The sequence below is a fragment of the Streptomyces abyssomicinicus genome, from assembly GCF_008974245.1.
In the GTDB taxonomy this organism is placed as follows: domain Bacteria; phylum Actinomycetota; class Actinomycetes; order Streptomycetales; family Streptomycetaceae; genus Streptomyces; species Streptomyces abyssomicinicus.
In genome coordinates, this window is sequence record NZ_BBZI01000006.1 from 47,830 (window position 1) to 62,167 (window position 14,338).

General features: G+C 72.7%; 1 pseudogene. It reads left to right on the forward strand.

The window, feature by feature from the left end:
* Positions 1 to 283: 283 nt before the first annotated feature.
* Positions 284 to 14,314: pseudogene (locus GBN72_RS08205) on the forward strand (type I polyketide synthase); the annotation flags it as partial.
* Positions 14,315 to 14,338 lie beyond the last annotated feature (24 nt).

Here is a 14,338-nt window from a genome sequence, read left to right on the forward strand (position 1 = left end):
CTCCCCTGACGGCCGTACGCCCGGAACAGGCGGGCGGCGTGGCCGGTGAGGCCCGCCCCCGCCTTTCCCCGTCTTCCCGGGCACTTTCCGTGCCGGACGCAGACCGGACCCCGGACGGACCCCGGACGGACCCCGACCGGATGTGGATCCGCCGCATCCCGCCCCGCCCCCGCCCCCGCCCTTCCGCCCCGCCCTCCGCCCCCGCCCCGTTTCTGCTCCCTCACGAAGTTCCAGCTCGTCGGTTATCCGGACAGGTGACGCTCTGATGGCGAACGAAGAAAAGCTCCGCTCCTACTTGAGGCGAGTCACAGCCGACCTGCACGAGACCAGCGAGCGACTGCGTCGCGCCGAGGCCAAGGACCGGGAGCCCGTCGCCATCATCGGCATGGCCTGTCGCTACCCCGGCGGGGTCTTTGACCCCGAGGCGCTGTGGAGGCTCGTCGCCACCGGCACCGACGCGGTCAGCGGCTTCCCCGCCGACCGCGGCTGGGACGCCGACAACCTCTACGACCCCAACGGGGTCCAGGCCGTCACCCCCGGGATGAGCGCGGGCGGTTTCCTGCACGACGCCGGCGACTTCGACCCCGCTCCCTTCCGGATCTCGCCGCGCGAGGCGCTCGCCATGAATCCCCAGCAGCGGCTGCTGCTGGAGACGTCCTGGGAGGCCGTGGAGCGTGCCGGCATCGGCCCGGCCGGCCTGCGCGGCAGTCGGACCGGCGTGTACGTCGGCCTCATGTACCACGACTACGCGGCGGGGATCGCCGACGAGGACGTCCCCGAGGGGGTCGCGGGGCTGCTGGGCATCGGGAACATCGGCAGCGTCGCCTCGGGCCGCGTCGCCTACACCCTGGGCCTGGAAGGGCCGGCGGTGACGGTGGACACGGCGTGCTCGTCGTCGCTGGTCGCCCTGCACCTGGCCGTCCAGGCGCTGCGCAACGGCGAGTGCGACATGGCCCTCGCGGGCGGAGCCACCGTCATGGCCACCCCCGCCGCCTTCACCGACTTCCAGCGCCAGGGCGGTCTGTCGACCGACGGGCGCTGCAAGTCGTTCTCCGAGGACGCGGACGGCACGGGCTGGGGCGAAGGCGTCGGCGTGCTGCTGGTGGAGCGTCTGTCGGACGCGCGCCGCAACGGTCACCGGGTGCTGGCGGTGGTGCGAGGTTCGGCCGTCAACCAGGACGGCGCCAGCAACGGGCTGACCGCGCCGAACGCGCCCGCGCAGGAACGTGTCATCCGCGCCGCCCTCGCCGGAGCCGGTCTGACCGGCGCCGACGTCGACGTGGTGGAGGCGCACGGCACGGGCACGACGCTGGGCGACCCGATCGAGGCGCAGGCGCTGCTGGCGACCTACGGCCAGGAGCGCCCCGAGGGCGGACGGCCGCTGTGGCTCGGCTCGCTGAAGTCCAACATCGGGCACACACAGGCCGCCGCGGGCGTCGGTGGCGTGATCAAGATGGTCATGGCGATGCACCACGGGGTTCTGCCCCGGACCCTGCACGCGGAACGGCCGTCGTCGAAGGTCGACTGGGCCGCCGGCGGCGTGGAGCTGCTGACGGAGGCGCGGGAGTGGCCGGAGGCGGGTGACCGGCCGCGTCGTGCGGGTGTGTCGTCGTTCGGTGTGAGCGGGACGAACGCGCACGTCATCCTGGAGTCCGTCGAGGAGGAGCCGGAGCCCACCCACGAGGCGGGGGCCGTGCTTCCGGTGGTGCCGTGGGTGCTGTCGGCGAAGTCGCCGGAGGCGCTGGCCGGTCAGGCGCGGCGTCTGTTGTCGCGGGTGCGTGAGGACGAGGAGACGTCGACCGGCGACAACGGCTGGTCCCTGGTCTCCACCCGCTCGCACTTCGAGCACCGGGCCGCCGTGGTGGCGGCGGGCCGGGAGGACTTCGTCCGGGGGCTGGAAATCCTGGTCTCCGGCGGCACCGCGCCCGGTGTGGTCCGGGGCACGGCCGTGAGTGGGCGTTCGGCGTTCCTCTTCTCCGGCCAGGGCTCGCAGCGGGCCGGGATGGGACGCGAGCTGTACGACGCGTTCCCGGTGTTCGCCGAGGCGTTCGACGCCGTCTGCGCGGAACTCGACAGGCACCTGGACCGGCCGGTCAAGGACCTGGTCTTCGACCCGGAGTCGGACCTGCTGGACAGGACCGTCTACACGCAGGCCGGTCTGTTCGCGGTCGAGGTGGCCCTGTTCCGGCTGGTCGAGCACTGGGGCGTCACCCCCGACTACCTTCTCGGCCACTCGATCGGTGAACTCGCCGCCGCGCACGTTGCCGGTGTCTGGTCCCTCGAGGACGCTGCCGCTCTGGTGGCCGCACGCGGTCGGCTGATGCAGGCGCTGCCGGAGGGCGGGGCGATGGTCGCCGTCCAGGCGACCGAGGACGAGATCCTGCCCCTGCTCACCGACAACGTGTCCATCGCCGCCCTGAACGGCCCGAACTCCGTCGTCATCTCCGGCGACGAGGACGAGGTGCTGGCCATCGCGGGCCGTTTCGAGAAGTCGAAGCGGCTGCGCGTCAGTCACGCGTTCCACTCGCCGCGCATGGAACCCATGCTCGAGGAGTTCCGCGCCCTCCTGCGGGCGGCCACCTTCCACGCGCCCCGCATTCCGATCGTCTCCAACCTGAGCGGCACCACCGCGGGTGAGGAGTTGCTGACCGCCGACTACTGGGTGAACCACGTCCGCCAGGCGGTCCGGTTCGCGGACGGCATCCGCCACCTGGACGCCCAGGGCGTGACCACCTACCTGGAGCTGGGCCCGGGCGGGGTTCTGTCCGCCATGGCCCAGGAAAGCGTGGCCGATGCCGCGTTCGTGCCGGCCCTGCGGAAGAACCGCCCCGAGACCGACGCCGTCGTCACCGCCCTCGCCGAACTCCACACCCACGGCACCACCGTCGACTGGACCGCCTACTACACCGGCACCAACCCCCGACGCGTCGACCTCCCCACCTACGCCTTCCAGCGTGAACGCTATTGGCTCAACGCCGCTCAGGCGGCGCGCCTCGTCGCGGAGGCGGCCGAGGGAGACGACGCCTTCTGGGAGGCCGTCGGAGAAGGTGATCTCGAGTCGCTCGCCCGGGCCTTGGACGTCGGTCTCGACGACCCGTTCACCGCCGTCGTGCCGGCCCTGTCGGACTGGAGACGTCGGCGCAGAGCGGCGGACGCTCTGGACTCCTGGCGGTACCGGACCACCTGGCAGCGTCTGTCGGGCTCTACCGGCCCGACGTCCGCGCTGCCCGGCACCACCCTCGTCGTTGTCACCGACCGCACCGAATCGCCCCTGACGGACGCGTGCCTCGCCGCGCTGGGTGACGGCGCCGCGGTTCTCCGCGTTCCCGCCGACGCCTCCCGGGCCACGATCGCCGACCGGCTGGCAGAGGCGACCGGAGAGCTGCCGACCGCCGTCGGACGCGTCCTCTCCCTGCTCCCGCTCGACGAACGCGAGCACCCCGGAGTACCGGATCTCCCCGCCGGTTACGCGGCCTCGGTCGCTCTTGCTCAGGCCATGGACGACGTCCGGCTCGACGCACCGCTGTGGACCGCCACCTGCGGAGCGGTCGCCGTCTGGCCGTACGAACCCGTCGTCGGGGCCTCACAGGCACTGTGCTGGGGCCTGGGCGAAGTCGTCGCCACCGAGTACCCGCAGCGCTGGGGCGGCCTCATCGACCTGCCGGAGGACCTTGACGAGCGCGGCCACGAGCGGCTGCGCCAGGTGCTCGCGGGCAACGAGGACGAGGATCACCTCGCGATCCGGTCGGCCGGAACGTTCGCCCGACGCCTCGTCCGGGCGCCGTCGTCGGCACAGAAGCGGAACCGGGCCACGGACACGAACCTCGCTACGGACACCGGCCGGGCCACGGACTGGAACCCGGACGGAACCGTCCTCGTCACCGGCGGCACGGGTGCGCTCGGCGCCCACGTCGCCCGCCGCCTCGCGAGCCGTGGCGTGCGCCGGCTCGTCCTCACCAGCCGTCGTGGGCTCGACGCACCCGGTGCGGCGGACCTCGCCGCCGAGCTCGAGGGCCTGGGCTGCCGGGTGCGGGTCGAGGCGTGCCCGGTGGAGGACCGGGACGCCCTGGCCGCGGTCATCTCCTCGATCCCCGAGGAGTCTGCGCTGACGGCCGTCGTGCACACCGCGGCCGCCCTCGACGACGCTCTCATCGACGCCCTGACGCCCGAACGCCTCGCGCACGCGCTGCGTGCCAAGGTCGACGGAGCGCGCAACCTGCACGACCTCACCGTCGGGCTGAACCTGTCCGCGTTCGTGCTCTTCTCCTCCCTCAGCGGTGTCGTCGGGGCTCCGGGGCAGGGGAACTACGCTCCCGGCAACGCCTTCCTCGACGCGCTCGCCCAAGCCCGGCGGGCCGCGGGTCTGCCCGCCACGTCCGTCGCCTGGGGCCGTTGGGGCGGGGCGGGGCTCGCCCAGGGCAGCGCGGAGGAGCGCTTCGACCGGGTCGGCGCCCACGCCATGGACCCCGAGCAGGCGCTCGCCGGGCTGGAGCAGGCACTCGAGGACGACGAGACCTGCCTCGTGGTGGCCGACGTCGACTGGCGACGCATGGTCGCCCACACCGCGACGCGCCGCCCGAGCCCGCTGATCCGTGAACTCCCGGACTTCCGCGACGACGAGCGTGCCGCGTCGGCCGACGCCCCCGCCGACGGCGGCAAGGGCCGCTTCTCCTCGCAGGTCGACGGGCTCCTCGCGCTGCCGGCGGCCGAGCGGGCGCGTGCCGTGCTCGATCTGGTGCTGGCCGAGACGGCCACCGTGCTCGGCCACAGCGACACCAGCAGGATTCCCAAGGACCGGACGTTCCAGGACCTCGGCTTCAACTCGATGAGCGCCGTGGACCTGCGGAACCACCTGGGCGCAGCCACCGGGCTCTCCATGCCCGCCACCCTCGTCTTCGACTACCCGACGCCCACCGCGCTCGCAGCACACCTGGTCGCCCATCTCGACGGCATCGGGACGCCCTCGCAGGACGCGGGCCCCGTGACCGTTGGGCACGCTGCCTCCGCCACCGCCGACGACCCGGTCGTGGTGGTCGGGATGAGCTGCCGGTTCCCCGGGGGCGTGACGTCGCCCGAGGAGCTGTGGCAGATGCTGGTGGCCGGGCGTGACGGCCTCAGCGGCTTCCCCGCCGACCGTGGCTGGGACGTCGCCGCCCTGTACGACCCGACACGCGGCACACCGAACACGTCCTACGTCGGCCACGGTTGCTTCCTGCACGACGCCCCCGCGTTCGATCCCGCGTTCTTCGGCATCTCGCCGCGTGAGGCACTCGCCATGGACCCCCAGCAGCGGCTGCTGCTGGAGACGTCCTGGGAGGCCTTCGAACGCGCGGGAGTCGACCCGCTGTCCCTCCGCGGCAGCCGTACCGGGGTGTTCGCGGGCACCAACGGACAGGATTACGCGAACGTCGTCCAGGCGGCCGAGGACTCCACCGCGGGGCACGGCGCCATCGGAAGCCTGGCCAGCGTGCTTTCCGGTCGGCTGTCCTACGCCTTCGGGCTGGAGGGCCCGGCGGTGACGGTGGACACGGCGTGCTCGTCGTCGCTGGTCGCCCTGCACCTGGCGGCGCAGGCGCTGCGCTCCGGCGAGTGCGACCTGGCCGTGGTGGGTGGCGTCACGGTGATGGCGACACCGGCCGGCTTCGTGGAGTTCTCCCGTCAGGGCGGCCTTGCCCCGGACGGCCGGGTGAAGGCCTTCTCGGACGACGCGGACGGCACCGGCTGGGGCGAGGGTGTCGGCGTGCTGCTGGTGGAGCTGCTGTCCGACGCCCGCCGCAACGGGCATCAGGTGCTGGCGGTGGTGCGGGGCTCGGCCGTCAACCAGGACGGCGCCAGCAACGGCCTCACCGCACCCAACGGGCCGTCGCAGCAGCGCGTCATCCGCGCGGCGCTCGCCGGGGCGGGTCTGACCGGCGCCGACGTGGACGCCGTCGACGCGCACGGCACGGGCACGAAGTTGGGCGACCCGATCGAGGCGCAGGCGCTGCTGGCCACGTACGGTCAGGAACGCCCGGAGGACGGCCGGCCGCTGTGGCTGGGTTCGATCAAGTCCAACATCGGGCACACGCAGGCGGCCGCGGGCGTCGCGAGTGTGATCAAGATGGTCATGGCGATGCGCCACGGTGTGCTGCCGGGGACCTTGCACGTCGGTGAGCCGTCGTCGAAGGTGGACTGGTCGGCGGGTGCGGTGGAGCTGCTGACGGAGGCGCGGGAGTGGCCGGAGACCGGTGAGCGTCCGCGCCGTGCGGGTGTGTCGTCGTTCGGCATCAGCGGGACCAACGCGCACGTCATCCTGGAGTCCGCCGAGGAGGAGCCGGAGCCCATCCGCGAGGTGGGGGCCGTGCTGCCTGTGGTGCCGTGGGCCTTGTCGGGCAGGACCCCGGAGGCGCTGGCCGCACAGGCCGGTCGCCTGCTCGAGGCGGTGAGCGCCGCCGAACTCTCCACGTCCGACGTGGGCCTGACCCTCGCGCTGCATCGCGCTCACCTGGAGCACCGTGCGGTGGTCTTCGGCGAGGACAGCGAGGAACTGCTGCGCGCGGTGGCCGAGGGGCGTTCGGCCGCGGGTGTCGTGTCGGGTGTGGCCGGGGGCGGGCGTTCGGCGTTCCTGTTCTCGGGCCAGGGTTCGCAGCGGGCCGGGATGGGACGCGAGCTGTACGAGGCGTTCCCGGTGTTCGCCGACGCGTTCGACGCCGTCTGCGCGGAGCTCGACAAGCACCTGGACCGGCCGGTCAAGGACCTGGTCTTCGACATCGAGTCCGACTTGCTGGACCGGACCGTCTACACGCAGGCGGGTCTGTTCGCGGTCGAGGTGGCGCTGTTCCGGCTGATGGAGCGTTGGGGCGTGACGCCCGACTATCTGCTGGGCCACTCCATCGGCGAACTCGCCGCCGCACACGTCGCGGGCGTCTGGTCCCTCGAGGACGCTGCTGCACTCGTGGCCGCACGCGGCCGGCTGATGCAGGCCCTGCCCGAGGGCGGGGCGATGGTCGCCGTGCAGGCGACCGAGGACGATGTCCTCCCGCTGCTGACGGACAACGTGTCCATCGCCGCCCTCAACGGGCCGGCCTCGGTCGTCATCTCCGGCGACGAGGACGAGGTGCTGGCGATCGCTGGCCGGTTCGAGAAGTCGAAGAAGCTCCGCGTCAGTCACGCCTTCCACTCCCCGCGCATGGAGCCGATGCTCGAGGAGTTCCGGCAGGTCGTGCAGGCCGCCACCTTCCACGCCCCGCGGATCCCGATCGTCTCCAACCTGAGCGGCACCGTCGCCGGGGAGGAGTTGCTGACCGCGGACTACTGGGTGGACCACGTCCGCCAGGCGGTCCGGTTCGCGGACGGTATCGGTCACCTGGACGCCCAGGGCGTGAGCACCTATCTGGAGCTGGGCCCGGGCGGGGTTCTGTCCGCCATGGCCCAGGCGTCGGTGGCCGACGCCGCCGTGTTCGTGCCGGCGTTGCGGAAGAACCGGTCGGAGACCGACGCGGTGGTGGCCGCGTTGGCCGAGTTGCATGTCGGTGGCGTGGTCGTGGACTGGGCGGCTTACTTTGCGGGTGCCGACGCCCGTCGGGCCGATCTGCCCACGTACGCGTTCCAGCACGAACGGTTCTGGCCCGAGGCACCCCTGCGGGACACCCGCACCGGCGCGGATCCGGTCGACGAGGCGTTCTGGAACGCCGTGGACAGCGAGGACCTGTCCGCACTCGACGTCAGCGGCGACCTCAGCCTCAAGGACGCCCTGCCGGCCCTGTCGTCCTGGCGTGACCGGCAGCGGCAGCACTCCACCCTCGACCAGTGGCGCTACCACGTCACCTGGAAGCCCGTCCCCACCACCAACCCCACCCTCGAGGGTGTCTGGCTGCTGGCCGTGCCCGAAAACCTGGACACGACAATCACCGACTGGGCCACCGAGGGCCTGACAGCCACCGGCGCCGACATCGTGAGAATCGACACCGACACCGACCTCACCGCACACACCGACGCCACCGGTGTCCTCTCCCTCCTGGCGGTCGGCGACGACGATGACGTGTCGGACGCCGGTGTCGCTCCTGGTCTTGCCGCGACGCTCGAGCTGGTCCAGCGTCTGGGTGAGGCCGGTGTGCAGGCTCCGTTGTGGTCCCTGACCCAGGGCGCCGTCACCACCGGCGATGCGGACCCGATCCGCAACACCGCCCAGGCCCAGGTCTGGGGCTTCGGCCGGGTCGCCGCACTGGAGGAACCCACCCGGTGGGGCGGACTCATCGACCTCCCCGAGGTCCTGGACGGGCAGGCGTGGCAGCACACCGCCGCCGTCCTCGCCGGAAGTGCCGGTGAGGACCAGACCGCGATACGCCCCGGCGGTGTCCTCGCCCGCCGCGTCACGCGGGCGGCCCCCGCTCCCGCGGGCGGGGTGTGGAAGGTGCGGGGCACGGTCCTGATCACCGGCGGCACCGGCGGCCTGGGCGCCCGGGTCGCCTGCTGGGCCGCCGAGAACGGAGCCGAGCGCGTCGTCCTGACCAGCCGTCGCGGCCCCGACGCGCCCGGCGCGGCGGAACTGTGCACACGGATCGAGGAACTGGGCGCCACGGCCACCGTCGTGGCCTGCGACGCCACCGACCGCGACGCCCTCACCGCCCTCGCCGACACCCTCCGCGCCGACGGCACCCCGGTGCGCGCGGTGGTACATGCGGCGGGCGTCGGGCAGATCACGCCGCTGAAGGAGATCGGTGCGGCGGAGCTGGCGGACGTGCTGCACGCGAAGGTGACCGGCGCCGCCAACCTGCACGCCGTCTTCGCCGACGCCGATGCCGACCTCGACGCGTTCGTCCTGTTCTCCTCCATCGCCGCCACCTGGGGCAGCGGCGGCCAGGCCGCGTACGCCGCCGCCAACACCTACCTCGACGCCCTCGCCCAACACCGCCACGCCCACAACCTGCCCGCCACCTCCATCGCCTGGGGCCCCTGGGCCGGTGGAGGGCTGGTGACCAGTGAGGGTGAGCAGCGGCTGGGCCGGCAGGGGCTTCCGGTGATGGATCCGGAACACGCCCTGGCCGCGCTCGGCATGGCGGTCGCGGCAAAGCAGCCGTCCGTGGCGGTGGCGGACGTGGACTGGGCGCGGTTCGTCCAGCCCTTCACCGCCCTCCGCCCCAGCCCACTCCTCGCCGATCTCCCCGAAGCGGCCATCAGCCAGGACGCGACGGACAGCGCCTCTCCCGAGCGGTCCTCGGCCCGTTCGGCCTTGAAGGAGCGTCTGCGGGGGCTCGAGGAGCAGGAGATCCTGGCGGCGTTGCGCGAGGTGGTCCGCGAACACGCCGCAGCCGTGCTGGGGCATCGCGACGTTTCCGCCGTTGCCCCCACGACGGCGTTCCGCGACCTCGGGTTCGACTCGCTGATGGCAGTCGAGCTCCGCAACCGCCTTGCCGAGGAGACCGGGCTGCAGCTGCCCGCAACCTTGGTGTTCGACTACCCGGACACGCAGGCCCTGGCCGCTCACCTCGCCGAACACCTCATGGACGATTCGGTCCGGACCATCGCCGTGCCCGATGTCCGGACGATGCCCGTTGACGATGATCCGATCGCGATCGTCGGTATGGGGTGCCGGTTGCCGGGTGGGGTGGCATCGCCCGAGGACTTGTGGCAGATGGTCAGTTCCGGGCTGGAGGGCATCACCGGGTTCCCCGTGGACCGTGGCTGGGAGGGCGTCTCTCTCGCGGATCTGGACACCGGGGCCGGTGGGTTCGCGCGGGTCGGAGGGTTCCTGCACGACGCCGGTTCCTTCGACCCCGAGTTCTTCGGCATCTCGCCCCGCGAGGCCCTGGCCATGGATCCGCAGCAGCGGCTGGCCTTGGAGACGGCCTGGGCGACGGTCGAGGGAGCGGGGATAGCTCCCACCAGCCTGCGGGGCAGCCGAACCGGTGTCTTCGTCGGCGGTTGCAGCCAGGGTTATGGAAGTGGGGCACTGGCGCAGGGCGAGAAGGGTGTCAGCGGTCAGCTCCTGACCGGCACGGCGACCAGTGTGCTTTCCGGTCGGCTGTCCTACGCCTTCGGGCTGGAAGGGCCGGCGGTGACGGTGGACACGGCATGCTCGTCGTCGCTGGTCGCCCTGCACCTGGCCGCGCAGGCACTGCGTAGCGGCGAGTGCGACATGGCCCTGGCGGGCGGTGTCACGGTGATGGCGACGCCCGCAGGTTTCGTGGAGTTCTCCCGCCAAGGTGGTCTGGCCGCGGACGGCCGGTGCAAGTCGTTCTCCGACGACGCGGACGGCACCGGCTGGGGCGAGGGCGTCGGCATGATCCTCGTGGAGCGGCTCTCGGACGCGCGCCGCAACGGGCATCAGGTGCTGGCGGTGGTGCGGGGCTCGGCGGTCAACCAGGACGGCGCCAGCAACGGCCTCACCGCCCCCAACGGGCCGTCGCAGCAGCGTGTCATCCGCGCGGCGCTCGCCGGGGCGGGTCTGACCGGTGCCGACGTGGACGCCGTCGAGGCCCACGGCACCGGCACGAAGCTGGGTGACCCGATCGAGGCGCAGGCGCTGCTCGCCACCTACGGCCAGGACCGTCCCGAGGACGGTCGGCCGCTGTGGCTCGGCTCACTGAAGTCCAACGTCGGGCACACGCAGGCCGCGGCGGGCGTCGCCGGGATCATCAAGATGGTCATGGCCATGCGCCACGGCGTCCTGCCGCCCACCCTCCACGCCGCGCAGGCGTCGTCGAAGGTGGACTGGTCGGCGGGTGCGGTGGAGTTGCTGACGGAGGCTCGGGAGTGGCCGGAGGCGGGTGAGCGTCCGCGGCGTGCGGGTGTGTCGTCGTTCGGTATCAGCGGTACGAACGCGCACATCATCCTGGAGTCCGCCGAGGAGGAGCCGGAGCCCGTCCGTGAGGCGGGGTCCGTGCTTCCGGCGGTGCCGTGGGTGTTGTCCGCGAAGTCGCCGGAGGCGCTGGCGGGCCAGGCGGAGCGTCTGCTGCCGCTGGCCGCGGGCGGTGTCTCGCCGGTGGACGTGGGCTGGTCCCTGGTGTCCGCACGCACCCTGTTCGACCACCGTGCGGTGGTCTTCGGCGAGGACCGCGAGGAACTTCTGCGCGCGGTGGCCGAGGGGCGTTCGGCAACGGGTGTCGTGTCGGGTGTGGCCGGGGGCGGGCGTTCGGCGTTCCTGTTCTCGGGCCAGGGTTCGCAGCGGGCGGGGATGGGCCGGGAGCTGTACGCGGCGTTCCCGGTGTTCGCGGACGCGTTCGACGCGGTCTGCGCGGAGCTGGACAAGCATCTGGACCGGCCGGTTAAGGAGCTGGTCTTCGACGCGGAGTCGGACCTCCTCGACAGGACCGTCTACACGCAGGCTGGTCTGTTCGCGGTCGAGGTGGCTCTGTTCCGGCTGGTGGAGCACTGGGGTGTCACCCCCGACTACCTCCTCGGCCACTCGATCGGTGAGCTGGCTGCCGCGCACGTCGCGGGCGTCTGGTCGCTGGAGAACGCGGCCGCGCTCGTCGCCGCCCGCGGTCGGCTGATGCAGGCCCTGCCCGAGGGTGGGGCGATGGTCGCCGTCCAGGCGACCGAGGACGACGTCCTGCCCCTGCTCACCGACAACGTCTCCATCGCCGCCCTGAACGGTCCCACCTCGGTCGTGATCTCCGGTGACGAGGACGAGGTACTGGCCATCGCGGGCCGTTTCGAGAAGTCGAAGCGGCTGCGGGTCAGCCACGCGTTCCACTCGCCGCGCATGGAACCCATGCTCGACGAGTTCCGCACCCTCCTCCAGTCGGCCACCTTCCACGCCCCCCGCATCCCGATCGTCTCCAACCTCACCGGCTCTGTCGCGGGTGAGGAACTGCTGACCGCGGACTACTGGGTGGACCACGTCCGCCAGGCGGTCCGGTTCGCCGACGGCATCCGCCACCTGGACACCCAGGGCGTGACCACCTACCTCGAACTCGGCCCCGGCGGCGTCCTCTCCGCCATGGCCCAGGAAACGGCGGTGGATGCCGCGTTCGTGCCGGCCCTGCGCAAGAACCGTTCCGAGACCGACGCCGTCGTCACCGCCCTCGCCGAACTGCACGTGAACGGCACCGCCGTCGACTGGACGGCCTACTACGCCGGCACCAACGCCCAGCAGATCGACCTCCCCACCTACGCCTTCCAGCACCAGCAGTTCTGGCTGAAGGAGAAGCCGGCCGTTCGCTCGCCGCTCGCTTCGTCGGCCATGGACGAAGTGTTCTGGGAGGCAGTGCAGCGTGAGGATCTGTCCGCGATGGACCTCAGTGGTGACGTGCCGCTGAAGGACGCCCTTCCTGTGCTCGCGTCCTGGCGCGACCGGCAGCGGCGGCGGTGGACCGTTGACGGCTGGCGCTATCACGTCACCTGGAAGCCCGTCGCCGCCGCGGAGTCCGCCGCTCTCGAGGGCCGGTGGCTGCTGGTCGTGCCGGAGACGCTGGACGAGTTCACCGTCGAGTGGGCCGCCTACGGGCTGAGGAGCTCGGGCGCGGAGGTCGTGCGGATCGGTGCCGACACCGACCTGACCGTTCACCAGGACGCGGCCGGTGTCCTTTCCCTGCTGGCGGTCGACGACGAGGACGTGTCGCAGACGGGTGTCGCTCCTGGTCTCGCGGCGACGCTCGAGCTGGTCCAGCGCCTGGGTGAGGCCGGTGTGCAGGCTCCGTTGTGGTCCCTGACCCAGGGCGCCGTCACCACCAGCGACTCGGACCCGGTGCGCAGTGCCGCGCAGGCGCAGGTCTGGGGCTTCGGCCGGGTCGTCGCGCTGGAGGAGCCGAAGCGGTGGGGCGGACTCGTCGATCTGCCGGATGTGCTGGACGGGCAGGCGTGGGAGCGTACTGCCGCCGTCCTCGCCGGTGGTGACGGTGAGGACCAGGCGGCGGTGCGTCCGGCCGGTGTCCTCGCCCGCCGCGTCACGCGGGCGACCGCCTCCGACGCGGGCAAGGCGTGGAAGGTGCGGGGCACGGTCCTGATCACCGGTGGGACCGGTGGTCTGGGCGCTCGGGTCGCCTGCTGGGCGGCCGAGAACGGTGCCGAGCGGGTTGTCCTGACCAGCCGTCGCGGGCCTGACGCGCCCGGCGCGGCGGAACTGTGCACGCGGATCGAGGAGCTGGGCGCGACGGCCACCGTCGTGGCCTGCGACGCCACCGACCGCGACGCCCTCACCGCCCTCGCCGACACCCTCCGCGCCGACGGCACCCCGGTGCGCGCGGTGGTGCACGCGGCGGGGGCCGGGCAGATCACGCCGCTGAAGGAGATCGGTGCGGCGGAGCTGGCGGACGTGCTGCACGCGAAGGTGACCGGCGCCGCCAACCTGCACGCGGTCTTCGCTGACACCGACACCGACACCGACCTCGACGCCTTCGTCCTGTTCTCCTCCATCGCCGCCACCTGGGGCAGTGGTGGCCAGGCCGCGTACGCCGCGGCCAACACCTACCTCGACGCCCTCGCCCAGCAGCGCCGCGCCCGCGGCCTGACGGCCACCTCCATCGCCTGGGGCCCCTGGGCCGGCGGGGGACTGGTCACCACGGAGAGCGAGGAGCGGCTGGGGCGGCGAGGGCTTCCGGTGATGAAGCCGGAGCACGCGCTGGCCGCGCTGGAGATGGCTGTGGCGGCGGAGGAGACGTCCGTGGCGGTGGCGGACGTGGACTGGGCGCGGTTCGTCCAGCCCTTCACCGCCCTCCGCCCCAGCCCACTCCTCGCCGACCTGCCCGAAGCGGCGGCCGTCGCCGGTGACGAGGCCGACGCCCGGCAAGCCGCCGGATCCCCGGCCGCCCAGGGAGCGGACCCCGCCGCCGAACTGCGTGACCGTCTCGCCGCGGCCGGTTCCGGCAACGCCGGCGGGGGCGCCGAGGCGAGGGAGGAGATCCTCCTGGCGCTCGTGCGGGAGGAGGCGGCGCGGGTGCTCGGCATCGACGACCCCACGCGGATCAAGGCGCGGAACGGGTTCGTCGCGGCGGGCTTCGACTCCCTGATGGCGGTCGAACTCCGCAACGGGCTGGGCCGCCGGACCGGGCTCCGGCTCCCGGCGACCCTGGTGTTCGACTTCCCGACCCCCGACGACCTCGTACGGCACCTCGCCGAGCAGTTCGCGCCCGAGGACGACGGAGACACGGCCGGCGAGGCCGGCGCACTGGCGGAGATCGACAGGCTGGAGCGTCTCCTCGGTTCCCTGGCCCCGGAGGGCGGCGGCGGAGGCGACGAGGTCGCCAGGCGCCTGGAGGCCCTGCTCACCCGGTGGAACGGCGTCACCGCCGCACACCGGCCGGAGGCGGAGCCGGACGTCGACGACCTGCTCGACGTGGCGACGCCCGACGAGATGTTCGAGCTCATCCAGCGTGAATTCGGAAAAGCCTGACCGACGGCCCGAGAGGAACGCGGC